A 25,063-nucleotide genomic window follows, 5' to 3' on the forward strand; every position below is an offset into this window, starting at 1 on the left:
AGGCAGACCCGCAGGGTCCATCCGTTGATTATGGCACGGTTTCGGACGAAACCCTGGATTGGGGCCGTGCAGTCACAATCCCCGTCGTCCTGAACCGAACCATTTCCTGCCTATAGCAACCCAGATAGGGTCGATGATTATTCCCTCGTCGCGCGCCATGCGGCCGCGGGTTCGCCGTCGACTGAGCAGAAGGCCGCAGAGGCCGACGAGCATGATGCCTGGAATCACCCAGAACGCGAGCTTGTACTGCTGCCAGTCGACGGCGCCGGTGACACCGATCCCGAGCGCATCGAGGGAGATGCCGATGAGGAACATCGTCGTGAAGCTCGCGACGAACCCACCGACGTTCACGATGCCGGAGGCAGAGCCGAGGCTCGACGCTGGGTTGAACGTCCGCGCATAGTCGAAGCCGATCGCCGATCCGGAGCCGCCGATGCCCATGACGACGAGCAGCACGATCAGGAGCCAGAGCGGTGGCAGGCCAGGCCAGAGGAGCATCGCAACCCAGACGACGAGGATGAGGAGCGCGCAGATGAGCACGAGATTGGAGCGTCTCAGCGGGTAGCGCCCCGTCAGCACGCCGAGGAAGGGACCGAGGACCATGCCGGCGAGCACGATGACCGGCAGGAGCGACGACGCCACAGCAGGTTCGAGGCCGAGCCCCTGGGTCATGAGCGGGTACCCCCAGAGCAGGCCGAAGACCGTGCCGGGGAACTGGGTCGTGAAATGCGCCCAGAACCCGAGCCTCGTTCCAGGGCGCTTGGCGGCCTGGCCGACCTTGCCGAGGACACCGCGGACGCTGATCGCCTCGCCGGCTCGACGCAGTTCCGGGCTGTCGCGGAGGAAGATGGCCACGGCAGCTGCCGTGATGACCGCGAGGCTCGCGACCGAGAGGAAGGCAGGCGTCCAGGACGTGGCGCGCAGCAGGAACCCGAACGGCACCGCGGAGAGCACCTGCCCGAGCTGACCCAGGTTGCCGTACCACTGCACGAAGATCGGCACCCGGCGGGGCGGGAACCATGCGGCGATGATGCGGAGCCCGGAGACGAAGGTCGTCGCATCCCCCGCGCCGACGAGCATCCGGCCGAGGACGGCGACACCGAGCTCCGGCGCCAGCGCCACGATCAGTTGACCACCCGACATGAGCAGGGCGCCTACCAGGATCAACCGCGAGGGCCCGAACCTGTCGAGCAGCATGCCGACGGGGATCTGCAGTGCCGCGTACACCGCCAGCTGCGCGACCGCCAACGTGGAGAGCGCGGTCGCCCCGACATCGAAGCGCTCGCTCGCAAGCACGCCGGCGACCCCGAGCGACGAGCGCTGCGTCACCGCGACCATGTAGGCAGTCGCCGTGATGGCGAACATCGCGGGAGCAAGACGAGGGTTCATCTCGTCTATTCTCTCGCGTCGGCGAACCGGTCGATCACACAGAGCGAATCGACCGGTTCCCCAGCCGATCAGACGCAGCGAACGCCCGGCGTTCAGGTCAGGCGTCGTCGTCCCGACCCAACGCCAGGTAGCGCTCGATCTCGGCGGCGAGCTGGTCAGCGGAGGGCAGCTCCCCCGCCGCATCCTCGAAGTCGTTGCTGACGGCGAGATTCTGCAGGTAGGCGTCGTGCTGCGTCTCGAGGGCGTGGATGAGCTTCTGCCCATCGGGATTCGACTCGAGCTCGGCATCCACCCCGGCACGGAAGGTGCGGTCGCGCTCACGCAGGGCCTCGGTCGCGATCATCCGTCCTGTCGCGCTGCCGAGCGCAGAGAGCGCAGCGACGGCGCCCGCCGGTACCGACGAGTCGGCAACGTAGTGCGGGATGAGCATCGCGAGGCTGAGCACGGGATGCCCCAGCTCCTCCGCGCGAACCTGGAAGTACTGCATCACGTGCGCCGGGGCCTCCGTGGTCGGGTTCCAGACGGACAGCGAATCGACGAGCTCTTCACGGTTGCCCGTCGCCGCGATGCGGATCGGCCGCGTATGCGGCACCGGCATCGGCACGGCATGGACCCACGTCGTCGACGAGACCTCGAGCGCGTCGACTGCGCTCACGAGCGCCTCGCTGAAGAGCCGCCAGCGGTAGTCGGGTTCGAAGCCGGAGAGGAACAGGAACTCCTGACCGAGCTCGTCCGTGACGAGACGCAGATCGAGCCTCGGCTCCGTCACAGACTTCACGCGACCATTCGACACGGACACGATCGGACGACGTGCCCGGTAGTCGTACAGCTCGTCGACATCGAACTCCGCGACGATCCGCGCGTCCTCATCTAGCCCCACGATCTCGTCGGAGACCTGCGCTGCCACGGCACCTGCGTCGTGGCCGCCACGCAACGCCACGATGAGGGGCAGACCGGCAGGCACGTCGTGCCATGCGGCAGCCACTCGGAAGATGCGCTCAGTCTCGCTCATAGGCACAATGCTAGGTCGGAACGCTGACCCCTGCGCGGGCGTTCGCGCTTGGCGCACGAGCCCGCCCGCCTGGCCCCTCGGGCCCGCAATAGGCTTGCGTGTATGACGCACGCCATCCTGGAACTCGCCGAATCCGCCCCCGATGCACACCTCCTGGTGCTTCCCGTACTCCGACTCGATGACGCTCTGACGATCTCGGCTCCCCCCGGGCTCCCGGACCTGGAGCCGTCTCTCGAGGCGACCGGGTTCCGCGGGAAGAGCGGCGAGACGCAGAAGATCGCGATTCAGCACGAGGGCGGGGTGCGTGCTGCCATCGCGCTCGGGCTCGGCGACGGCAGCGACGAGGAGCAGGCGCGACGCGCGGGAGGGGCTCTCGCTCGTGCCGTGGGGACATCCGCGATCGCGATCGACGCGGATGCGCTCGAGCCGGCGATCCGACAGGCGGTCCTGCTCGGAGCGCTGCTCGCGAGCTATCGCTTCACCGCCTATAAGTCGGAGCTCGACGACGACGCGCTCACGACGATCACGGTCGTCACGGGTGACCGTGACCGCGCTGCTGCAGAGAACACGCGTGCCGCGACGCTCGCGAACGCCGTCGCTCTCGTCCAGGACGCCGTCAACACGCCGCCGAACGACCTCCCGCCCGCCGCGCTGGCCGACCTCGCGCTCCGAGTCGCCGACGAGAACGGCCTCGAGTCCCGTGTCTGGGACGAGCAGCAGCTCCGTGACGGTGGGTTCGGCGGCCTCACGGCTGTCGGCCAGGGGTCTTCGCGCGGCCCCCGCCTCGTCCGCCTCGCCTACCGCCCCGAAGAAGCGGAACTGCACATCGCGCTCGTGGGCAAGGGAATCACCTTCGACACCGGCGGCCTGTCGCTCAAGCCCGCCGCCTCCATGGTCGGGATGAAGTTCGACATGGCCGGCGCCGCGACCATCGTCGGAGTCCTCCAGGCGGCCGCCGAGCTCGGCATCAAGGTCGCCGTCACCGGGTGGCTGTGCATCGCGGAGAACATGCCGTCGAGCACGGCCACACGTCCAGATGACGTCGTGACGATCTACGGGGGCAAGACCGTCGAGATCACCAACACCGATGCCGAAGGACGCATCGTGATGGCCGATGGCATCGCAGCTGCGAGCGAGGAGCACCCCGACCTCATCATCGACATCGCGACGCTCACGGGCGCCCAGGTCGTCGCACTCGGCGACCGCACCACCGCGGTCATGGGCAACGACGACGCGTGGATCCGCAGCGTCGTCGACGCGTCGCGCTCCGTCGGCGAGCCCTCGTGGGCGATGCCGATCCCCGAGGAGGTCGGCGACACCCTGAAGTCGCCCGTCGCGGATCTCGCGAACATGCGCTCCGGCAACCGCTCGGCAGGGATGCTCGTGGCCGCGGCGTTCCTCGAGCGATTCGTCGGCGACCGGGCTGACGGAAACGGGGCCCTCCCCTGGGTGCACCTCGACATCGCAGGCCCGTCCAACAACGAGTCGGCGGCGTACGGCTACGTGCCCAAGGGCGCAACCGGGGTGATGGTCCGCACGCTCATCGCGTTGCTCGAGTCACGGGCCTGAGCTGGTTATTCCTGCCAGTTCGACGCGTGTAGGCTTCGCTGAGGGGTAATTTCGCCGCGCGTGGCGACCACAGACCGGCCGCCGCTTCTCTATGAATTCCATTGAGGGAGTTTTCCGGGTGTCAGAACACAATTTCGACCTCGTCGTCCTTGGCGGAGGAAGTGCGGGATACGCCGCAGCTATCCGCGCCGTTCAGCTGGGCTCAACCGTCGCTCTCGTTGAGAAGGACAAGCTCGGAGGCACGTGCCTCCACCGTGGCTGCGTGCCTACGAAGGCCATGCTCCACGCTGCAGAGCTTGCAGACAACGCACACGAAGCCGCATCCGTCGGCGTGCTGACCGAATTCCAGGGCGTCGACATCGAGAAGGTCAACGCCTTCCGCGAGGGCATCGTCGCCAGCAAGTTCAAGGGCCTGCAGGGCCTCCTGAAGGCCAAGGGCGTCACCGTCTTCCAGGGCGAGGGGAAGCTCGTCTCGCCCACGAGCGTCCAGGTCGGCGACGACACCCTCACGGGCAAGAACGTCGTCCTCGCGACCGGCTCCTTCTCGCGATCGCTTCCGGGCCTCGAGATCTCGGGCAACGTCATCACGAGCGAGCAGGCGCTCGAGCTCAACTGGCTCCCGAACCGCGTCGTCATCCTCGGTGGCGGCGTCATCGGCCTCGAGTTCGCCAGCGTCTGGCGCTCCTTCGGTGTCGAGGTGACGATCGTCGAGGGCCTCAAGCACCTCGCGCCCGCCGAGGAGGAATCGGTCTCCAAGCAGCTTGAGCGGGCGTACAAGAAGCGCGGCATCGACTTCAAGCTCGGTGTCCGCTTCAAGGGCGTCACGCAGGACGACTACGGCGTGCACGTCGAGCTCGAGTCCGGTGACGTGCTCGACGCAGACCTGCTCCTCGTGGCGGTCGGCCGCGGCCCCGTCACGGCCGGTATCGGCCTTGAGGAGGTCGGCGTCACGACCGACCGCGGATTCGTCCCGGTGGATGAGACGCTCCAGACCAACGTGCCCGGCGTCTACGCGATCGGTGACATCGTTCCCGGCCTCCAGCTCGCGCACCGCAGCTACCAGCACGGCATCTTCGTCGCCGAGCAGATCGCGGGTCTCAACCCCGTTCAGGTCGAGGACATCAACATCCCCAAGATCACGTACTCCGACCCGGAGATCGCCTCCGTCGGCTACTCCGAGGTCAAGGCCAAGGAGAAGTTCGGCGACGACGCGATCTCCACCGCCGAGTACAACCTCGCGGGCAACGCGAAGAGCTCGATCCTCGGCACGAGCGGAACTGTCAAGCTCGTCCGCGTCAACGACGGCCCGATCGTCGGCGTCCACATGATCGGTGGCCGCGTCGGCGAGCTCGTCAGCGAAGCTCAGCTCATCGTCAACTGGGAGGCCTACCCAGAGGACGTCGCACACCTCATCCACGCCCACCCGACGCAGGGTGAGACGATCGGCGAAGCAGCCCGTCTGCTCGCCGGTGTCCCGCTGCACGCCCTCTGACCCGCCAGAACCACTCAAGGAGAACCAACATCATGAGCGAAGACGTAACGCTCCCGGCACTCGGCGAGAGTGTCACAGAAGGAACCGTCACCCGTTGGCTGAAGAGCGTCGGCGACACCGTCGAGGTCGACGAGCCGCTGCTCGAGGTCTCGACTGACAAGGTCGACACCGAGATCCCGTCGCCGATCGCCGGCGTCCTCGAGGAGATCCTCGTCGGAGAAGACGAGACCGTCGAGGTCGGCGCTGTCCTCGCACGCCTCGGTGATGGCTCGGGCGCAGCCTCGTCCGACGACAGCGCCCCGGCTGAAGAAGAAGCGGCAACGGCGGAGCCAGAGGTTGAGGAGGCGGCGGAAGCCACCTCGCAGCCCGCCGCGGCTCCTGAAACCGAAGAGGCACCCGCCGAGAAGGAAGACGAAGGCTACGCCGAGCCTGCTCCCGAGAAGGAGACGACGTCCGAGGCTCCCGCCAAGGAGGCGGCGACGCCCGCAGCGCAGACCGCGCAGCAGTCGGCATCCGCTCCGAAGCCGCCGGCGCAGCCCAAGCAGCCGTCGCAGCCCAAGCGGGGCGGCGAGTCGGCATCGGCCGCCTCGAGCTCCGACCCGCGCTACGTGACGCCGCTCGTGCGCAAGCTCGCGGCTGACGCAGGCGTCGACCTCACGAAGGTCCAGGGCACGGGCGTCGGCGGACGTATCCGCAAGGAAGACGTCGTCGCGTTCGCCGAGTCGAGCAAGAGCGCAGCTCCCGCGCAGGCAGCTTCGGCTGGCACACCGGGCGAGCCGACTCCGTTCGAGGTCTCCGAGCTGCGTGGCACGACCGCGAAGATGTCGCGTCTCCGCAAGGTCGTCGCCGAGCGCGCGGTCGCATCGATGAACTCGACGGCTCAGCTCACGACGGTCGTCGAGGTCGACGTGACTCGCATCGCGCAGCTGCGCGATCGCGTCAAGGGCGACTTCCACTCGAAGACGGGCAACAAGCTCTCGTTCCTGCCGTTCTTCACGCTGGCAGCGGCCGAGGCTCTGCAGAGCTTCCCGATCATCAACTCCACGGTCGACGGTGACTCCATCGTCTACCCGGAGTCCGAGAACATCGCCATGGCGGTCGACACGGAGCGCGGACTGCTCACGCCGGTTATCAAGAAGGCGTCGGAGCTCGACATCGCGGGTCTCGCAGGTCAGATCGCTGACCTCGCGGAGCGCACGCGTGACAACAAGCTGCTCCCCGATGAGCTTGCCGGTGGCACGTTCACCGTCACGAACACGGGCTCGCGTGGCGCGCTGTTCGACACGCCCGTCGTGTTCCTCCCGCAGAGCGCGATCCTCGGTACCGGGATCGTCGCGAAGCGTCCCGCGGTCGTCAAGACGGCCGATGGGCAGGAGTCGATCGCGATTCGCTCGCTCGTCTTCCTCGCGCTGAGCTACGACCACCGCATCATCGACGGTGCGGACGCGGCTCGTTTCCTCTCGCAGATCAAGAACCGCCTCGAAGAGGGCGCGTTCGAGGGCAACCTCGGGATCTAGCAGCGCTCCTCGAGGGGCTCACGCCACTCGAACATCGCGTAGACGCCATCCGGCCTTCCCACGAGCGATCGTGAGGGAGGCCGGTGGCGTTTCCGCCGTCTGCACCGCGTTCTGGGGCCACAGTTCCACGACCGCGAAATCTCCAAAGCGATCGCGGAGCGTCGCCACTGGGAGGCCTACAAGCTCGTCCTCGGCCCCTGCGGGTCGGTTGAGGTCGGCAGGGAGTCCCGGCGCGTCGCTCTGATAAACCTCCTCGAGGCAGCCGGCGGCCGCCGTGGCGAGGCATTCGGTCCGTCGTCCCACGAGCGCCGCAGCAGCCGCGGCAGGATCATCGCTCGCAGCCGCGGTTCGCCAGTCTGGCACCTCCTCCGTCGGTGCCGGCTGTTCGGGAGGTGCGGCCATCTGCGCTTCCGGGGAGGCTTCTCCGTGAGGCTGCTGCGTCTGCCAGCTCGCAGCCGGAGCGGCGCTGCCACCGCTCGCGCTCCCAGCGTCCGCTCCCCCGCTGCGACTGCCGACCACTCCCACGAACACCGCGCACAGGCACATGACCAGCGCGGCCACCGCCGCGACTCGGTAGGGCATCCGGATGGCCGACAGGAGTGGCACCCTCGAGCCGGAACGTCGTCGCGACCGCCGTTCGTGTCTGCTGGCGGCCTCGCACGACAACTGGGCGTCGCGCCCCCTGGCGGCGAACGGACGTCGGAGTCCATCGATGTCCCCCCGGTGAACGACATCCGCTGACCGGGCTTGGCTCGGGTCCTCCCCATCGAGAAGCGTCGGACCAGCGACTCGGCCCACGGTGCCATCCGCGGACGGGGCCATGACGGGACTGCCCGCGGCAGGCCCCGGCGCCTGCTCGGCCAGCACCGCACGCCAGGGCCCCGGCTCACCTGCCGCCGGGTCCTGGATGTCCGTGGCGTCCTGCCACGTGAACAGGGCGTCGAGGAGTCGCGCACCGAGCCCCTCATCCACCTCCCCCGACAGGCAGCGATCGAATTCCCGCTCCAGCGCGGCGGGCAGCTCCGTCTCCGTCGGCAGCTGCGCCAGCACGAGATCCGCGAGGGACTCGAAGGATCGCCAGTCTCGGAGAGCACCGGCCTGCGGACGGCCCTTCTGCTCGAGACGAGTCAGCAGCTGCCAGTTCTTGAGCACCGGTCGCCCGGCCAGGGTCAGGCGGACGTCGTCGCACCCGAACGTGCCCATCGCCACGCCGTGCTCGTGGAGCTCGACGAGGGTCTCCGCGATCGGAGCGAGGATCGTCACGATCTCGCCGGCCGTGAGGGGGTGAGGCCGGTCGAGCAGTTCCTCCACACTCGACCCAGGGGTGGCCTCGAGGACGGCCACCGCCTGCCGCTGCTCGGTCTGACCGATATCCCGGAGCGCAGGAGCACTCGGCGCATCGATCTCCTCGAGCAGCACGCACACCTCGGAGAGCGTGAGTCCCTGGCCGGCTGATGCCTCTACGACAAGCTCGACGGCCTCCGTGGGCACGGGAGCGGTCGCTTGCCGGCGCGATCGCGATGCGCTCGCCAGCCAGTCGTCCTCTTCCAACGCCGCCCGCTCCCGCGCCACAGCCAGGTAGCGGTGCCAGGGGCCGTCGCTGGACAGCACGTCGACGACCCGCCAACCCGCGATATCGAGGTAGGTGGGAGCCGGGCTGCGGTCGGTTCTGCGCTGATCTCTGGCTTGCACACGAAGATCCTGACGCCCCGTTCGGGACCGGAGCGGACGAGCTTCATCGTCTGTGGAGAAGTCGTCACGAGTCCGAATGTGAATACGGGGTGAAGTGCCGGTATTCTGGATGCACTATGGCGAACTCTCCACAAGCCAGCGCAGCAGCGGAAAAAGAGCCGGGTCGCTTCAAGCAGATCTGGCAAGTCCTCAAGATGACGGTCAAGTACGACAAGACCGCACCTTGGATCATGGCCGCTGCCGTGCTCGTCCCCCTGATCATCGCAGCGCTCGTAAGCATCTTCCTCCCCGGGTCGAACGCGCTCATCTGGATCCTCACGATGATCCTCGGCCTCATGGTCGGTGTGCTCCTCTTCATGTTCACGCTGAACTGGCGGGCCGAACGCGTTGCGTTCGGGCAGCTCGAAGGCCGTGCGGGTGCCGCCGGCCAGGTGCTCACAAGCGCCCTGCGCGGAACGTGGCAGACGAGCGAGATGCCCGTCGCGTTCAACGCGAAGACGCAGGACGCGGTCTACCGCGCCATCGGCAAGCCCGGCGTCGTGATTCTCACCGAGGGCAGCAAGGCCGGCACGAAGCGGCTGCTCGACGACGAGCGCCGCAAGACGGCTCGCATCCTGCCGAACGTGCCGATCCACCACTTCCACGTGGGCACCGGCGCCGACGACGTGAAGCTCGTGAAGATCCGGAAGACGCTCAACAAGCTCCCGAAGAAGCTCACCAAGCCAGAGATCGTCGCCGTGACGAGCCGCTTGAAGGCCCTCGGCAGCAACGCGCTCCCTATCCCCAAGGGCATCGACCCGATGCGGATGCGCTCCTCGCGTTCGCAGATGCGCTGATCTGCAGCATCCCCGCCACAGACTCGCCCTGCTGCTCTACACGAGCCGCAGGGCGAGTCTCGTCATGATGTCGTGGCCGCCGCGCTGGTCGCTGTCCCACACGAGCATGGGGAGCACGAGCGTCACCAGCAGCTGGCGGAGCAGGGGTCGAAGGTAGCCGGGCGCTGAGCCGTCGAGGCGCGTGACGCGCATCCGGAACACCAGGTGCCCGAGGGAGCCGCCGAACAGCATTATGCCGACGGTCGTCATCGCGAAGAAGAGCAGCAGGATCGCGATCGAGTCGTACTCGAAGAACACGAATGCAAGACCCGCGGCGGCCGCGTAGTCGGTGATGAGCGCTGGCACGCGGCGGCGCATCGGCGCCATGCTGCCACGCCCTTCTTCCGGATACCCGAGGCGGTAGCCCGGGTAGCGGTTGTTCTCCGGACGTGCGAACTCCGGGCTGCTTGACTGTGCGGGCATCCGAAAAGCTTACCGTCGGAGCGAGGCAGAGAGCGGGCCGCTGACGGCGCACTATCACGCTCTGCGTAACGTGCGCGAAACATAACAGTGACCACGGGGCAACAGCGAGTGGTTAGCTTATGACAGGACCCCGTCCGCCAACACCTTCGACACGACCCGGAGAAGCCATGTTCAAAGAACCGTCTGAAGTCCTCGCCTATATCACCGACAACGATGTCAAGTTCCTCGACATCCGCTTCACCGACCTCCCCGGTGTGCAGCAGCACTTCAACATCCCCGCGTCGACCGTCGATGAGGAGTTCTTCTCCGTCGGCCAGCTCTTCGATGGCTCCTCGATCCGCGGTTTCGCGTCGATCCACGAGTCGGACATGCAGCTCATCCCCGACGTCACGACGGCGTACCTCGACCCGTTCCGCGAGGCGAAGACCCTGATCATGGTCTTCGACATCTACAACCCCCGCACGGGTGAGATCTACCACCGCGACCCCCGCCAGGTCGCGAAGAAGGCTGTCGACTACCTGTCCTCGACGGGAATCGCCGACACCGCGTTCTTCGCTCCCGAGGCAGAGTTCTACATCTTCGACGACGTGCGCTACTCCGTGACGTCGAACCAGAGCTTCTACTCGGTCGACTCCGAAGAGGGCGCCTGGAACTCGGGCCGCGAAGAAGAGGGCGGCAACCTCGGCAACAAGACGCCGTTCAAGGGCGGCTACTTCCCCGTCTCCCCCGTCGACAAGACGGCTGACCTGCGTGACGACATCACGCTCAAGCTCATCGAAGCCGGCTTCATCCTCGAGCGCTCACATCACGAGGTGGGCACGGGTGGCCAGCAGGAGATCAACTACCGCTTCGACACGATGGTCAGCGCCGCTGACGACATCCTGAAGTTCAAGTACATCGTCAAGAACACGGCCGAGCAGTGGGGCAAGTCGGCCACGTTCATGCCGAAGCCGCTCTACAACGACAACGGCTCGGGAATGCACACGCACCAGTCGCTGTGGAAGGACGGCGAGCCGCTCTTCTACGACGAGGCCGGCTACGGCTCGCTCTCCGACACAGCTCGTTGGTACATCGGTGGACTGCTCGCGCACGCCAACTCGCTCGCCGCGTTCACGAACCCGACCACGAACTCCTACCACCGCCTGGTGAAGGGTTTCGAAGCCCCCATCAACCTCGTCTACTCGGCGGGCAACCGCTCGGCTGCGATCCGCATCCCGATCACGGGCTCCAACCCGAAGGCGAAGCGCATCGAGTTCCGCGCACCGGATGCTTCAGCCAACCCGTACCTCGCGTTCGCCGCCCAGCTCATGGCTGGCCTCGACGGCATCCAGAACCGCATCGAGCCGCACGAGCCCGTCGACAAGGACCTCTACGAGCTTCCCCCGGAGGAGGCGAAGAGCATTCCCCAGCTCGCGACCTCGCTGCCCGAGGCGCTCGCAGCGCTCGAGGCTGACCACGAGTACCTGACGAAGGGCAACGTCTTCACGCCAGAGCTCATCGAGAACTGGATCAACTACAAGACGGTCAACGAGGTGCAGCCGCTCGCGCAGCGCCCGCACCCGTACGAGTTCGAGCTCTACTACGGCGTCTAGCCTGTAGCGCAGTTCCGCACCCGGCCCGTCTCGCTCCTACGAGGCGGGCCGGTTCCGTTCACGTCCGGAGCGGGTGGCGGTGTCTCTGTCTCCGCTCAGGCTGGCGCCCGACGACGTGGCAAGCTGGACGGATGGATGACGAAGAGCTTCGCGCGCAAGCCCTGGCCGCCATCGACCACCACAAGCGCCTCGCGGCGAGCATCCACGCGGCGGCCGTCCGCCGCCTGTCGTCCGAGCCGCAGAGCGAGGACTGGCAGCGGCACAATGCCGACGTGGATCGCCGCATCGACGAGCTCCTCGCCCACGAGTTCACCACCGCGAAGTCTGCGTTGCAGGCCCTCGCCGCCCACGAGGCGCAGCACGCCGTCGGCATCGGCCGTCAATCCGGGCTCGATGCCGTCCTGATCGCGGACAGCCTCGAGCGGGCGATTCTCGACCAGCAGGCCGCAGGGTCCTAGACCCGTTCCACGGAGTCCCGGCCGGTTCGCGCGTGACGGTCTCGCGTCGGCGCTACTCCCCGTAGAAGCGTCGCTCGAACACGCGCCGTGCGCGGCGCGTCTCACCCAGGTAGTCGTCCTCCAGCAGCGGACCCGAGCCAGGGGCGTAGCCGAGCGCCCGCGCGACGGCGTCGAGCGTCGGACCGTCCTGCGGGAGGAGGTCCGACTGCTTGTTCGTGGCCAGGTACAGCGCCGAACGCACGCGAGACGCCAAGAGCCATGCGTCCTTGAGCTGATTGGCCTCAGCGAGGGTCAGCAGCTCCGCCTCCTGGGCGGCGTCGAGGGTCTCGAGGGTTGACGTCGTGCGAAGCGGCGCGGTGTGCATCGCGTGCTGCAGCTGCAGGGTCTGCGCGAGCCACTCGACGTCGCTCAGGGATCCGCGGCCCAGCTTCAGGTGGCGTTTCGGGTCAGCTCCCTGCGGAAGCCGCTCGTTCTCCACGCGCGCCTTGATCCGGCGCACCTCACGCAGTCCGTCCTCGGAGAGCTCCTTGCCGTAGCGCACATCGTCGACCAGATCCATGAAGCGGTCGCGCACGTTCGCGTCGCCGACGACATCGTGGGCGCGGAGCAGCGCCTGCGTCTCCCACCCGAGCGACCACCGCGCGTAGTAGCTGCGGTAGGCCGACAGGGAACGCACGAGCGGGCCCGACTTGCCCTCGGGCCGGAGACCCGCATCAAGGTCGATCGGCATCCGCGGGTCCGCCGTGAACTCGACGATGCGGTGCACGAGCGCCAGGGCTCGTCGGCTCGCGAGGTCCGGGTTGGAGAAGTCACCGGGCTCGAACACGTAGAGCACGTCGAGGTCCGAGCCGAAACCGAGCTCGCGGCCGCCGTAGCGGCCCATGGCGATGATCGCGAATGGCGGATACTCGACCTTGTCGATGCGACGGACCGCGTCGTACGCGCCCTGCAGGGTCGCCGTCGCGATGTCCGAGAGGCCGGCCCCCGTCTGCTTGATGTCGATGAGGCTCAGCAGCCCGCCGATCGCCAGACGGAGCACCTCTCGGCGGCGGAACGTGCGCAGAGCACGCCTGAGGGCCACCTCGTCGTCGTGACGACGGATCGTCGTCGCGACCTCGTCGAGCAACGCGTTGAGCGAGCGCGGCTTCAGCTGCGCGTCATCGTCAAGCCACTTGACGGCCTCCGGGTAGAGCTCGAAGAACTCCGCGGCGAACTTGGAACCCGAGAGCAGCTGGGTCAGCCGCTTCGCAGCGGCCGAGCTGTCGCGGAGCAGCCGCAGATACCAGGCGGTGTCGCCGAGACGCTCGGAGAGCTTCCGGAAGGCGAGGAACCCGCTGTCCGGGTCGCTCCCCTGCGAGAACCAGTCGATGAGCACCGGGAGCAGCGTGCGCTGCATGATGGCCCGCCGGGAGACGCCCTTCACGAGGGCGGTGATGTGCGCGAGCGCACCCTTGGGGTCGAGGAAGCCGATCGCGCGCAGTCGGGCCTCGGCCTGGTCGGAGCTCAGCGCGAAGCCAGCCGTCGGCAGGGCGGCGACCGCAGAGAGCAGCGGCCGGTAGAAGACCTTCTCGTGCAGGCCTCTGACCCGCAGCTTCACCCGCTGCCACTCGTCCGTGAGCTCTCGGGAGTTCGCGAAGCTGGCGGAGCGCGCGAGCACGGCACGCTCGATGTCGCTGGTCGGCATGAGGTGGGTGCGTCGGAGCGCTCGCAGCTGGATACGGTGCTCGAGCAGCCTCAGGAACTCGTAGTCCGAGGAGAACTGGTTCGCGTCATCCCGCCCGATGTACCCGCCCTCGCTGAGCGCTTCGAGGGCCGCGAGCGTCGAGCGCTCTCGGACGCTCTCATCGTGCTGCCCGTGCACGAGCTGGAGCAGCTGCACCGTGAACTCGATGTCTCGCAGACCGCCCGGGCCGAGCTTGAGCTGCAGGTCGACCTCCTCGGCGGGGATGTGGTCGGTCACGCGCTCACGCATGGCGCGCACCTGCTTGACGAAGTCGGCTCGGCTCGCACTCGCCCAGATCAGCGGTTCAACTCTGCGCTCGAAGTCCGAGCCGAGGCGCAGGTCACCCGCCATGGCCCGTGACTTGATGAGGGCCTGGAACTCCCAGTTCTTCGCCCAGCGCTCGTAGTACTTGGCGTACGAGTCGATGGTCCGGACCAGCGCGCCGTCCTTGCCCTCCGGGCGGAGATTCGCGTCCACTTCCCACAGGGCCGGCTCGACGTCGGTGGAATCGATGACGCGCATCGTGAGGCTCGCGAGCCGTGTCCCGATCTCGACGGCCTTCGGCACGGCGACCTGTTCGGGGTCTGACGACTCGGCGACGAACATGATGTCCACGTCGCTGATGTAGTTGAGCTCTTCCGCGCCCGCCTTGCCCATGCCGATGACTGCGAGGCGGACGCACTCGACCTGCTCGGCGGGGAAGCGACCGAAACCGCTCGGCGGCGACTGCGCCTCAGCTCGCGCGACCATGATGGCTGCATCCAGCGTCTCTCCGGCGAGGTCGGCGAGGGCGCGGCTCACCTCTCGAACGCACCCGCGTTGATCGTCCTGGGCGAGGTCGAACGCGGTGATGCGCGCCAGTTCGGTGCGGTAGCGGACGCGGAGCGAGCGAATCGCATCGGACCCGGTCAGCTGCGCCACCGCCATGCCGAAGCCGCCGTCGGCGTCTGCACGTTCGGCGTCCACGCCCACGCTCGCCGCCATGCGACGCTGCAGCTCCTCACGAGTCGGCAGCTCCGCCTCGCCCGACTGCACGACCTCCATCGTGCGCGGATGCCGGAGGAAGAACTCGGCGAGACCAGTCGATGCGCCGAGAAGGCGCACCACCGTCTTCGCGTTGGGCCGCTCGGCGAACAGCGAGTCCACCGCGCTCGGGTGCTGCCTGGCGAGGTACACGAGCCACTGCAGCGCCTGGTCCGGGTCTGCGACGCGCTCGTCGACGACCGAGAAGAGGTCGTCCGCGCGCAAGCCCGTGAGCTCGGTCAGTTCCGCGAGGTGCGGCTCGGCCTCGCTCGGCGCGGCGAAACCAGCCCTCGCGAGGCGCGTGCGCAGTCCGTCGGAGCGCACGGCTTACAAGGCGTGCAGGTTCGAGGCCAGCTCGAACGGGGTGACCTGAGCGCGGTACTGCTTCCACTCGGCGCGCTTGTTCGCGAGGAAGTACGCGAACACCTGCTCGCCGAGCGTCTCGGCCACGAGTTCCGAGTTCTCCATGATGGAGATGGCCTCGTTGAGGCTCGAGGGCAGCGGGTCGAAGCCGAGCACACTGCGCTCGCGAGGCGACATCTCCCAGATGTCGCCTTCGATCTCGGCGGGAAGCTCGTACTCCTCCGAGACGCCCTTGAGCCCGGCGGAGAGCAGGACCGCGTACGCGAGGTACGGGTTCGCCGCCGAGTCGATGCCGCGGTACTCGACACGCGCCGAGCCGCCCTTGTTGGGCTTGTAGGTCGGGATGCGCACGAGCGCCGAGCTGTTGTTGTGGCCCCAGCAGGCGTAACTGGGGGCTTCGTCTCCACCCCAGATGCGCTTGTAGGAGTTCACGAACTGGTTCGTCACGGCCGTGATCTCCGGTGCGTGCTTGAGGAGACCCGCGACGAAGTGCCTGCCGATCTTCGACAGCTGGTACTCGGCGCCCGGCTCGTGGAAGACGTTCGTGTCGCCCTCGAACAGCGAGACGTGCGTGTGCATGCCGCTGCCCGGGTGCTGCCACATGGGCTTCGGCATGAACGTCGCGTACACGCCCTGCTCGATGGCCACCTCCTTGACGACCGTGCGGAACGTCATGACGTTGTCGGCCGTGTTGAGCGCGTCGGAGAAGCGGAGGTCGATCTCGTTCTGCCCGGGGCCCGCCTCATGGTGGCTGTACTCCACCGAGATGCCGAGGTCTTCAAGGATGCGGACGGCGCGGCGACGGAAGTCGTGCGCGGTGCCACCGGGGACGTTGTCGAAGTAGCCGGCGTTGTCGGCGGGCACGGGCTCGCCGTTGAGCGCCTCATCCGACTTCAGCAGGTAGAACTCGATCTCGGGGTGCACATAGAACGTGAAGCCCTGCGCCGAGGCCACGTCGAGCGCACGGCGGAGGACCCGACGGGGATCGGTCACGGAGGGCTGGCCATCAGGCGTCGAGATGTCGCAGAACATGCGCGCCGTCGGGTCGATGTCCCCACGCCACGGCAGCATCTGGAAGGTCGATGGGTCCGGGTGGAGGAGCATGTCCGCCTCGGAGCGCCTCGTGAAGCCCTCGACGGCGGAGCCGTCGAGCCCGATGCCCTCATTGAAGGCACCCTCGACCTCCGCCGGTGCGATAGCCACGGACTTCAATGTTCCGAGAACATCCGTGAACCACAGGCGGATGAACTTGATCCCGCGCTCCTCGATCTGGCGGAGTACGAAGTCCTGCTGCTTGTCCACTCGGGCTCCAATTCTTGTTGTGCGCCTCCCCATAGGCTACTGGGCCTGAGCCCGCCCCGCCGTATGATGGCCTGCATGTCTCAGGCCAGTGCACCGAAGCGAGTCCGAATTCGACACTTCCAGGCGGCCAAGGCCGCTGGTGAGCGCATCACCGCGCTCACCAGCTACGACGCCATGACCGCTGCGGTGTTTGACGAAGCCGGCATCGATGTCCTTCTCGTCGGCGATTCTGCGGCGACGACCGTGCTCGGCGAGACGTCCACGCTTCCCGTCACGGTCGACGAGCTGATTCCCATGGCGCGCTCCGTCGCGCGCGGCGTGTCGCGAGCCCTCGTCGTCGCAGATCTCCCGTTCGGCAGCTACGAGCGCGGACCGGAGCAGGCGCTGGACACGGCGGTCCGCTTCATGAAGGAAGCAGGCGTGCAGGCGGTGAAGCTCGAGGGCGGCGTGCGATCGCACGCGACCATCAAGCGCATCGTGGAGGCGGGCATCCCGGTCATGGCGCACATCGGCTACACGCCCCAGAGCGAGCATGGTCTCGGCGGGCACGTCGTGCAGGGCCGGGGCGACACCGCTGAGCGCGTGCGCGCAGACGCACGAGCCGTGCAGGATGCTGGCGCCTTCAGCGTCGTGCTCGAGATGGTGCCGGCCGTGCTCGCCGCCGAGATCACGCGAGAACTCGAGATCCCCACCATCGGCATCGGCGCCGGTGCCGAGTGCGACGGGCAGATCCTCGTCTGGACTGACGCGATGGGCCTCGGCACCGGGCGCGTTCCGCGATTCGTCCGCAAGTACGCGGACCTTCGCACGACGCTGCTCGAGGCGGCTTCCGCGTACCGCGACGAGGTCAAGTCCGGCGCGTTCCCCTCTGCCGCCGAGAGCTTCGAAGACCAGACCAGCTAGCCCCGTCGACCAACCGACGGAGGTGCGAGTCAGCGGTCCTCGTCGGCTTCCTCCTCAGCCCAGGCCTTGGCGCGCTCCTGAAGTTTCTCGGGGGCGCGCCTGGCCTCCGCCTCGGAGGTGAACGGGCCGACGAGCTCGGAGCCGAGGGACTGCTTTCCGACCTCCACCTCTCCCGTGCGCGAGTTGTACCAGAATTCCTGTGCATGCGTATCGGTCATAGGCTCAAGCGTATGCCGAAAGACCCGAGAACCGGACTCCTCACGCCCGGCCCAAGCGCATCAGTCCGATCCGTTCCCTCCTCGATCGCACGCCCGCCGTACGTCGGCAAGCAGGCACCGGACGCGTGGACCGGTGGTGACGTGTACACACCGGACGAGGTTGCACGCATCGCTCGCGCATCCGCCATCGCCGCCGACGCGCTCCAGCACCTGGAGCAGCACGTCGTACCTGGCATCACGACGGACGAGCTCGACAGCATCGCCCACGATTTCGTGACGGCCCGCGGCGCCTACCCATCGACGCTGGGCTACCGCGGGTTCCCGAAGGCGAGCTGCACTTCGCTCAACGAAGTCATCTGCCACGGGATCCCCGACGGCACACGGCTCGAATCGGGCGACATCCTCAACGTCGACATCACCGCCTACTTCGAGGGGATGCACGGCGACACGAACCGCATGTACCTCGTCGGTGAGGTGGATGAAGAGTCGCGGCTGCTCGTCGAGCGAACCCACGAGGCCATGATGCGCGGTATCGCCGCCGCGAAGCCGGGTCGCCAGGTCAACATCATCGGCCGAGTCATCGAGAAGTACGCGGGCCGGTTCGGCTACGGGGTCGTCCGGGACTACACGGGTCACGGGGTCGGCGGGGCCTTCCACTCCGGCCTCATCATCCCGCACTACGACGCTCCCCAGTACACGACCGTGATCGAAGAGGGCATGGTCTTCACGGTCGAGCCGATGCTCACGCTCGGAACGTCGGACTGGCGTCTCTGGGATGACGGATGGACGGTCGTGACCGCCGACGGGTCCCGCTGCGCGCAGTGGGAGCACACCGTCGTGGTGACCGCCGACGGTGCGCGCCTCCTCACGGTTCCCACCGCCTGACGCCCACGGCACAGAAGGGCCAGGGCTTCCGCGCCCGATATGCTCGCAGGCATGGGGAAGAGCAGAGCCACGAAGGCCATCGGCATCGACATCGGCGGGACCGGCATCAAGGGAGCGCTTGTCGACCTGCGAACGGGAGAGCTGCTCTCCAAGCGGCGGAAGGTCCCGACGCCGGTCGGTGGGGACCCCCGCGAGGTCATCGACGCGACCATGGAGATCGTCCGGAAGATCTGGGCGAAGGACCTCGACGGCGACACCGACGTGCCGGTCGGCATCAGCGTTCCTGCGATCGTCAAGCACGGCGTGACCCGATCCGCCGCCAACATCTCACCGCTGTGGATCAACTTCGCGGCACGCGCGGCGTTCTCGGAAGCTGTGGGCCGCGAGGTCGCACTCGCCAACGACGCGGATGCGGCCGGCATCGCCGAGGTTCGATTCGGTGTCGCGCACGGCAGGCTCGACAGCGTCATCATGACCACGCTCGGCACCGGCATCGGCACGGCGATGTTCTACGGCGGCCACCTGTTCCCGAACTCGGAGCTCGGCCACATCAGCATCGGCGAGCACAGCGACTACGAGAGGTACGCCTCGTCGAAGGTTCGGGAGCGCGAGGAGCTTTCGTTCGCGGAGTGGGGCGCCCGCCTCACCCCCTACTACCGCCAGCTCGAAGCGCTGTTCTCCCCCGACGTGTTCATCGTCTCCGGGGGCATCTCGAAGCAGGCCGATGAGTTCCTCCACTACATCGATGTGGAGACGCCGATCGTCGTCGCAGAGTTCATGAACAACGCCGGGATCGTCGGATCCGCGTGCCTTGCGGCAGAGCACTGGGTGTAGGGCTGCACTCCACGACAGGAGGCCGGGGGCGACGCGTCGCCCCCGGCCTCCTGTCTCCAAGCTGAGGTGAGCAGGCCGACCGATACGCCGGGTTCTGTCCCGACTTGCGTCGGGGGCGGCCATCTCTCTCGCTCGCACGTTGCCGCGCGAATCTAGCGGCCTACCCGGGGACTCGGCGAGCAGCGTCGTCATCCCCTGTATGGCCTTGCTCCGGACGAGGTTTACCGTGCGGCACCTGTCACCAGGCACCCGGTGGGCTCTTACCCCACCCTTTCACCCTTACCCCTGCGTCCCGGAGGACGTCCCGCTCCTCGAAGGAAGCGGCGGCGGGGCGGTCTGCTTTCTGTGGCACTGTCTCGCGGGTTTCCCCGGGTGGGCGTTACCCACCGTCCTGCTCTGTGGAGCCCGGACGTTCCTCGGCATGGTCTCCCATGACGCGACCGCCTGGTCGACCTACTCACGTGCCATGCTACCGCCCTGGACGTGGCTACGAACCGTCGCGACGCCGCGGCACTCGCGAGCGAGCTGGCATCGTCGTGTCAGACAACAAATTCGGCGCACGCCGAGGCCCTTCCTACCGCGCGGGACATCGCTTGATAACGACTTAGTGAACGGCGTGGATGAACTCATATGTTCGTGTACGCTCCAAAAGCGCACGGCATTTCCACACGCAGATCTCAGGAATGCTGTGCACGACCCGCCGCGTTCTCGCAGCGAATCCGGGCAATGACTGCCCGTAACGGCGGTTCACTCGCAGTCAAGGACTTAAGGAGGAGTTCAATGACAACATCCACGAAGCGGCGAGCCGCAACAGCGGTTGCCGCACTCGCAGTTGCCGGTCTGGGTCTGACCGCCTGTTCAGGCGGACCCGGCGTGCAGGACAACTCAGGTGCCCCCAGTGACAACAAGGTCACGATCTACGGCACCATCGTTGACGCCGAAGCAGAGCTCCTCGAGGAGTCCTGGTCCGGCTGGGCGGAGGAGAACGGCATCGAGATCGTCTACGAGGGCTCCAAGGAGTTCGAGACGCAGATCTCCGTGCGCGCACAGGGTGGCACGCCGCCCGACATCGCGATCTTCCCGCAGCCTGGCCTCATGGGCGACCTCGCCAGCACGGGACTGCTCACCGAAGCCCCCGAGGGCGTCGTGAGCAACCTCGAAGAGTACTGGTCCGAGGACTGGAAGACGTACTCGTCCTACGACGGCACCGTCTACGGCGCACCGCTCATGGCGAACCTCAAGGGCTTCGTCTGGTACTCCCCTAAGTTCTTCAAGGACAACGGCTACGAGGTCCCGAAGACGTGGGAAGAGCTCGTCACGCTGACGGGTGAGATCCAGGGCAAGACGGGAACCGCGCCCTGGTGCGCGGGCTTCGGCTCCGACGCGGCAACCGGCTGGCCCGGAACCGACTGGATCGAAGACCTCGTCATCCGCATGCACGGACCGGAGGTGTACGACCAGTGGGTCGCCAACGAGATCCCCTTCACCGACGAGCGCATCCAGGCGTCGTTCGAAGAGGCAGGCAAGATCCTCACGAACCCCGACTACGTCAACGCAGGTTTCGGTGACGTTCGCTCCATCAACTCGACGGCATTCGGCGACGTCGCCCCCAAGCTCGTCGACGGCACGTGCGCACTGCACCACCAGGCTTCCTTCTACGACGGCTTCATCACCGAAGCCGGCGGCACCGTGGGTGAGGACGGCGACGTCTGGGCCTTCATGACGCCCCCCGCAGAGGGCAAGGAGCAGGCTGTCACCGGTGGCGGCGAGATCGTCGGATCGTTCAACTCGGACGAGGACACGGTCAAGGTGCTCGAGTACCTCTCCAGCCCGGAGTGGGCGAACAGCCGCGTCGCACTCGGCGGCGTGATCAGCGCGAACACGGGTCTCGACCCTGCCAACGCGAAGAGCCCGATCCTGCAGGAGTCCATCCAGATCCTTCAGGACCCCGAGACGACCTTCCGCTTCGACGGCTCTGACCTCATGCCGTCGGCAGTGGGCGCAGGTACGTTCTGGAAGGGCATCATCGACTGGATCAACGGCACGGACGTCAACACCGTGACGACCCAGATCGAATCCGGCTGGCCCTCCAGCTAAGCACTCGTGTGGAGCACCCGGCGTCCGCCGGGTGCTCCACACGCATTCCACCGCACGGACGACGTCGTCCCCCGCGAACGAACGTGCTTGTCTGCCACCCTGGAAGGTCACCATGGCAAGTTTCTTCACGTGGTTGGCTCAATTGCCACCATTTCTGCAAGTCCCGATCGTCATCATCGCGTTCCTCGCGGTGGTCGCGCTCATCGTCTACTTCGTCGAGCTCGCTCCTCGTCCCGGCACCAAGTACACGGTGCTCCGTCTCGTGGTCTGCATCGCAGTCCCGGTCGCGCTCGTCTTCATCCTCGGCACCTACACGTGGGCGGCCATCATCGCCATCGTGCTCGGCGCGCTCCTCTTCTGGCTCGACAGCCGGTCGCGTGAAGGCGCCGGCTACCTGATCGGTCTCATCGGCTTCTTCGGCCCAGCCCTGATCCTCGTCGTCGTCGGCCTCATCGTGCCGAGCATCCAGACGACCGGGCAGGCGTTCACGAACAAGGGCGGTGACTTCGTCGGCCTCGAGAACTTCATCTGGATCTTCACGCAGCCGAGCGGCCTCCGGACGGTCTTCAACACGATCATCTGGGTCGTCGTGACGCCGATCCTGTCGACGGTCGCGGGCCTCGCCTACGCGGTCTTCATCGACAAGTCGCGCGGCGAGAAGTTCCTGAAGGCGCTCGTCTTCATGCCGATGGCCATCTCGTTCGTCGGCGCGTCGATCATCTTCCGGTTCATGTACACGGCACGGCCCGCAGACCAGGACCAGATCGGCCTCCTCAACCAGATCCTCGTCTGGTTCGGCGGACAGCCGTACGACTTCCTGGCCGAGTCGCCGCTCAACACGTTCTTTCTCATCATCGTCCTGATCTGGGTGCAGACCGGTTTCGCCATGGTCGTGCTGTCAGCGGCCATCAAGGGCGTGCCGATGGACCAGATCGAGGCCGCCTCGCTCGACGGCGCCAACCCGTGGCAGCGTTTCATCAACGTCACGGTTCCCGGCATCCGCTCGTCGCTCGTCGTCGTCGTGACGACGATCTCCATCGCGTCGCTGAAGGTCTTCGACATCGTTCGCACGATGACCGCAGGCGCCAACGACACGAGCGTCATCGCCAACGAGATGTATACGCAGTTCAAGACCTTCGAGACAGGACGATCGGCCGCCTTCGCGGTCGTGCTGTTCATCCTCGTGCTGCCGATCATCATCTACAACGCGAACCAGATGAAGAAGCAGAGGGAGATCCGATGAGCGCCATCGTTCCAGTCGAACTTCCCGTCGACACCAAGACGGCGGAGCAGCTCGCGCGAGGCGAGCAGAGCACAAGCGGCAAGGTCAAGAAGAATCTCACCAGTCGATGGGCGACCGTCGCGGCGATCGCCATCGCCGTCATCTGGACCATCCCGACGTTCGGGCTCTTCGTCTCCTCGTTCCGCCCCAAGGCGGAGGTCGTCAGCACCGGTTGGTGGACGATCTTCGAGAACTGGGGCTTCACCTTCGACAACTACGTCGAAGTGCTCGCATCGGGCAACACGCAGCTGACGATGGCGCAGGCCTTCCTCAACTCGATCGTGATCGCCCTCCCCGCGACGGTCATCCCGCTCGCGATCGCGCTGCTCGCCGCCTACGGGTTCGCCTGGATGGACTTCAAGGGCAAGAACTGGCTGTTCATCCTGGTCTTCGCACTGCAGGTCGTGCCCATCCAGATGGCGCTCGTCCCGCTCCTGCAGCTCTTCGCTCGCGGCGAGATCTTCGGCGTCCCCGTCATCGCGGCGTTCGGCGCCGACGCCGGATTCGCGCAGGTATGGATCGCCCACTCGATCTTCGCCATGCCGCTCGCGATCTTCCTGCTGCACAACTTCATCGCAGAGATTCCGCGTGAGGTCATCGAAGCGGCCCGGGTCGACGGCGCGAGCCACGGCCAGATCTTCTTCCGCATCATCGTCCCGCTGACGCTGCCCGCAGTGGCCTCGTTCGGCATCTTCCAGTTCCTCTGGGTCTGGAACGACCTGCTCGTCGCGCTCGTGTTCGCCGACGGTGCGGTCGCCCCGATGACAAAGCTGCTCGCCGAGATCACGGGCTCCCGCGGTCAGGAATGGCCGCTGCTCACAGCCGGCGCGTTCCTGTCCATCCTGGTTCCGCTCATCGTGTTCTTCTCGCTGCAGCGATACTTCGTCCGCGGCCTCCTGGCTGGATCCACAAAGGGGTAGAACCCCGCCGGCACCATCACGTGCCAGCAACACCGAGGAGGGGGAGCCGCGAGGCTCCCCCTCCTTCGTGTGCGGCGCGCGTCTCCGCGCTGCATCCGAACCGCGGGGAGGACCGCGGCACAGGGAGACGGCGGCGCGCAGGTGGATACGGACAGCAGAACGCCCTCCGCAGATCGCGAGATCTGCGGAGGGCGTTCCGTGCTTTCGAAGGAGTGCTAGCTGGTAGCCGCGCCGCTCGCGAGAGCGTCGTTCGCCTCCTGGAGGCGGATGGCCTCCGTGAGCGCACCGCTGATGCGCTGCTCCGTCTCCGGGTCGAAGATGTGGATGTGGTCGTTGTCGGTCGTGACGTAGATCGTCTCGCCGACCTCGGGGTGGCTGCGACCGTCGACGCGAGCGACGATGTCCGTGCGCTTCCCGTCGATCATCGAGTGGCCGTAGAGGTAGCCCTCGGCGCCGAGCTCCTCGACCAGGTCGACCTCGACCTTGAGGCCGGGCTTCTCTTCACGCGAGATGATGATGTCGTCCGGGCGAACGCCGACGGTCGCGGTGCCCGACTTGAGCTTCGCCAGCGTCGCGCGCTCGAGCGGGATGACGTCGGTGCCGAAGCGGACGCCCTCGGAGGTCAGGTCGGCACCGAAGATGTTCATCGACGGGCTGCCGATGAAGCCGGCGACGAAGACGTTCTTCGGCTTCGCGTAGAGTTCACGCGGTGTGCCGACCTGCTGCAGCACGCCGTCCTTGAGCACGGCGATGCGGTCGCCCATCGTGAGCGCCTCGGTCTGGTCGTGCGTGACGTAGACCGTCGTGACGCCGAGACGGCGGGTGAGGCTCGCGATCTGCGTGCGCGTCTGCACGCGCAGCTTCGCGTCGAGGTTCGAGAGCGGCTCATCCATGAGGAAGACCTGGGGGCTGCGGACGATGGCGCGGCCCATGGCGACGCGCTGACGCTGGCCACCCGAGAGCGCCTTCGGCTTGCGGTCGAGGTAGGGCTCGAGGTCGAGGATCTTGGCGGCCTCGAGGACGCGCTTCGCACGCTCTTCCTTGTTGATGCCGGCGATCTTGAGCGCGAAGCCCATGTTCTCGCCGACGGTCATGTGCGGGTAGAGCGCATAGCTCTGGAACACCATGGCGATGTCGCGGTCCTTGGGAGGGAGGTGCGTGACGTCGCGGTCGCCGATGAGAATGCGTCCGCGGTTCACCTCTTCGAGGCCTGCGAGCATGCGGAGCGATGTCGACTTGCCGCAGCCGGACGGGCCGACGAGGACGAGGAACTCTCCGTCGTCGATCTCGAGGTCCAAGCTGTCGACCGCTGGGCGAGCGCCCTCGGTGTAGATGCGCGAGGCGCTTTCAAAGGTCACAGTTGCCATAGGAGTACTCCCTCATTACCGGCAGGTACGTGCCGGACGATCCGTAGTAATAGGTGAGGAGCAACGATGCGTTTCACTTCAAGCGACGCCGTCGGCGCTCCACCACTGAGTATGTCAGAACTCAGCG

20 protein-coding genes and 1 other RNA gene are annotated in these 25,063 nt (G+C 66.9%); 12 read left to right on the forward strand and 9 right to left on the reverse strand.

Going from position 1 to position 25,063, the window contains the following annotated elements:
• Positions 1-72: 72 nt before the first annotated feature.
• Both C5B97_RS10685 and C5B97_RS10690 read right to left on the reverse strand, forming a co-directional pair.
• Complete coding sequence (locus C5B97_RS10685; RefSeq protein ID WP_104312028.1) at positions 73-1,389, reverse strand: nitrate/nitrite transporter; 1,317 nt, start codon at positions 1,387-1,389, stop codon at positions 73-75.
• 97 nt (positions 1,390-1,486) lie between these two features.
• Complete coding sequence (locus C5B97_RS10690) at positions 1,487-2,401, reverse strand: proteasome assembly chaperone family protein (RefSeq protein ID WP_104253337.1); 915 nt, start codon at positions 2,399-2,401, stop codon at positions 1,487-1,489.
• A gap of 102 nt (positions 2,402-2,503) precedes the next feature.
• On the opposite strand from C5B97_RS10690, the gene C5B97_RS10695 reads away from it, so the two are divergent.
• The 3 genes from C5B97_RS10695 to sucB all read left to right on the forward strand — a co-directional run bounded on the left by C5B97_RS10695 (position 2,504) and on the right by sucB (position 6,979).
• Positions 2,504-3,970 (forward strand): leucyl aminopeptidase, encoded by a 1,467-nt coding sequence (locus C5B97_RS10695; protein WP_104312029.1) that lies wholly within the window; start codon positions 2,504-2,506, stop codon positions 3,968-3,970.
• A gap of 118 nt (positions 3,971-4,088) precedes the next feature.
• A complete protein-coding gene (gene lpdA, locus C5B97_RS10700) occupies positions 4,089-5,462 on the forward strand; it encodes a dihydrolipoyl dehydrogenase (protein ID WP_104312030.1) in 1,374 nt (457 codons plus the stop codon).
• Between the two features lie 32 nt (positions 5,463-5,494).
• Positions 5,495-6,979 (forward strand): 2-oxoglutarate dehydrogenase, E2 component, dihydrolipoamide succinyltransferase, encoded by a 1,485-nt coding sequence (gene sucB, locus C5B97_RS10705; RefSeq protein ID WP_104312031.1) that lies wholly within the window; start codon positions 5,495-5,497, stop codon positions 6,977-6,979.
• Positions 6,980-6,997: 18 nt separating this feature from the next.
• On the opposite strand, the gene C5B97_RS10710 is transcribed toward sucB, so the two are convergent.
• Complete coding sequence (locus tag C5B97_RS10710) at positions 6,998-8,671, reverse strand: hypothetical protein (RefSeq protein WP_104312032.1); 1,674 nt, start codon at positions 8,669-8,671, stop codon at positions 6,998-7,000.
• 116 nt (positions 8,672-8,787) lie between these two features.
• Between C5B97_RS10710 and C5B97_RS10715 the strand changes: the two genes are divergently transcribed.
• The gene (locus tag C5B97_RS10715) at positions 8,788-9,507 is read left to right on the forward strand and encodes a DUF4191 domain-containing protein (protein ID WP_104312033.1); all 720 of its coding nucleotides are present in this window, start codon (positions 8,788-8,790) and stop codon (positions 9,505-9,507) included.
• 36 nt (positions 9,508-9,543) lie between these two features.
• Here C5B97_RS10715 and C5B97_RS10720 read toward each other — a convergent pair whose 3' ends face one another.
• Positions 9,544-9,969 (reverse strand): RDD family protein, encoded by a 426-nt coding sequence (locus tag C5B97_RS10720; RefSeq protein WP_104312034.1) that lies wholly within the window; start codon positions 9,967-9,969, stop codon positions 9,544-9,546.
• A gap of 167 nt (positions 9,970-10,136) precedes the next feature.
• Here C5B97_RS10720 and glnA point away from each other — a divergent pair, with 167 nt between their 5' ends.
• Both glnA and C5B97_RS10730 read left to right on the forward strand, forming a co-directional pair.
• Positions 10,137-11,561: a type I glutamate--ammonia ligase gene (glnA, locus tag C5B97_RS10725; protein WP_104312035.1), complete on the forward strand. Its 1,425-nt coding sequence runs from the start codon at positions 10,137-10,139 to the stop codon at positions 11,559-11,561.
• Positions 11,562-11,692: 131 nt separating this feature from the next.
• Positions 11,693-12,019, forward strand: a complete 327-nt coding sequence (locus C5B97_RS10730) for a hypothetical protein (protein WP_104312036.1) — start codon at positions 11,693-11,695, stop codon at positions 12,017-12,019.
• Between the two features lie 52 nt (positions 12,020-12,071).
• On the opposite strand, the gene C5B97_RS10735 is transcribed toward C5B97_RS10730, so the two are convergent.
• Both C5B97_RS10735 and C5B97_RS10740 read right to left on the reverse strand, forming a co-directional pair.
• Complete coding sequence (locus C5B97_RS10735) at positions 12,072-15,089, reverse strand: bifunctional [glutamine synthetase] adenylyltransferase/[glutamine synthetase]-adenylyl-L-tyrosine phosphorylase (RefSeq protein WP_104312037.1); 3,018 nt, start codon at positions 15,087-15,089, stop codon at positions 12,072-12,074.
• 3 nt (positions 15,090-15,092) lie between these two features.
• The gene (locus tag C5B97_RS10740; RefSeq protein ID WP_104253347.1) at positions 15,093-16,430 is read right to left on the reverse strand and encodes a glutamine synthetase family protein; all 1,338 of its coding nucleotides are present in this window, start codon (positions 16,428-16,430) and stop codon (positions 15,093-15,095) included.
• A gap of 75 nt (positions 16,431-16,505) precedes the next feature.
• Here C5B97_RS10740 and panB point away from each other — a divergent pair, with 75 nt between their 5' ends.
• Complete coding sequence (gene panB / locus C5B97_RS10745; RefSeq protein WP_249312021.1) at positions 16,506-17,333, forward strand: 3-methyl-2-oxobutanoate hydroxymethyltransferase; 828 nt, start codon at positions 16,506-16,508, stop codon at positions 17,331-17,333.
• A gap of 29 nt (positions 17,334-17,362) precedes the next feature.
• Here panB and C5B97_RS10750 read toward each other — a convergent pair whose 3' ends face one another.
• Positions 17,363-17,551 carry a hypothetical protein gene (locus C5B97_RS10750; protein WP_104312039.1) on the reverse strand — a complete coding sequence of 63 codons (189 nt, stop codon included), beginning with the start codon at positions 17,549-17,551 and terminating at the stop codon, positions 17,363-17,365.
• Between the two features lie 12 nt (positions 17,552-17,563).
• On the opposite strand from C5B97_RS10750, the gene map reads away from it, so the two are divergent.
• Together map and ppgK are read left to right on the forward strand one after the other, a co-directional pair.
• On the forward strand, positions 17,564-18,436 hold the full coding sequence (gene map, locus C5B97_RS10755; protein ID WP_104312040.1) for a type I methionyl aminopeptidase: 873 nt from the start codon (positions 17,564-17,566) through the stop codon (positions 18,434-18,436).
• 51 nt (positions 18,437-18,487) lie between these two features.
• A complete protein-coding gene (gene ppgK / locus C5B97_RS10760) occupies positions 18,488-19,270 on the forward strand; it encodes a polyphosphate--glucose phosphotransferase (RefSeq protein WP_104312590.1) in 783 nt (260 codons plus the stop codon).
• Between the two features lie 67 nt (positions 19,271-19,337).
• On the opposite strand, the gene rnpB is transcribed toward ppgK, so the two are convergent.
• An RNA gene (rnpB, locus tag C5B97_RS10765) (RNase P RNA component class A) lies at positions 19,338-19,726 on the reverse strand.
• A 324-nt stretch (positions 19,727-20,050) separates the two neighbouring features.
• On the opposite strand from rnpB, the gene C5B97_RS10770 reads away from it, so the two are divergent.
• The 3 genes from C5B97_RS10770 (at position 20,051) to C5B97_RS10780 (ending at position 23,569) form a co-directional block, all read left to right on the forward strand.
• Positions 20,051-21,367: an ABC transporter substrate-binding protein gene (locus C5B97_RS10770; protein WP_104312041.1), complete on the forward strand. Its 1,317-nt coding sequence runs from the start codon at positions 20,051-20,053 to the stop codon at positions 21,365-21,367.
• Between the two features lie 112 nt (positions 21,368-21,479).
• A complete protein-coding gene (locus C5B97_RS10775) occupies positions 21,480-22,610 on the forward strand; it encodes a carbohydrate ABC transporter permease (protein WP_104312042.1) in 1,131 nt (376 codons plus the stop codon).
• On the forward strand, positions 22,607-23,569 hold the full coding sequence (locus tag C5B97_RS10780; RefSeq protein ID WP_104312043.1) for a carbohydrate ABC transporter permease: 963 nt from the start codon (positions 22,607-22,609) through the stop codon (positions 23,567-23,569). Before C5B97_RS10775 ends, C5B97_RS10780 begins: the two co-directional genes overlap by 4 nt.
• Positions 23,570-23,784: 215 nt before the next feature.
• On the opposite strand, the gene C5B97_RS10785 is transcribed toward C5B97_RS10780, so the two are convergent.
• Positions 23,785-24,936 carry an ABC transporter ATP-binding protein gene (locus tag C5B97_RS10785; RefSeq protein WP_104253354.1) on the reverse strand — a complete coding sequence of 384 codons (1,152 nt, stop codon included), beginning with the start codon at positions 24,934-24,936 and terminating at the stop codon, positions 23,785-23,787.
• Positions 24,937-25,063 lie beyond the last annotated feature (127 nt).

This window comes from Pseudoclavibacter sp. RFBB5, assembly GCF_002931555.1.
In the GTDB taxonomy this organism is placed as follows: domain Bacteria; phylum Actinomycetota; class Actinomycetes; order Actinomycetales; family Microbacteriaceae; genus Pseudoclavibacter.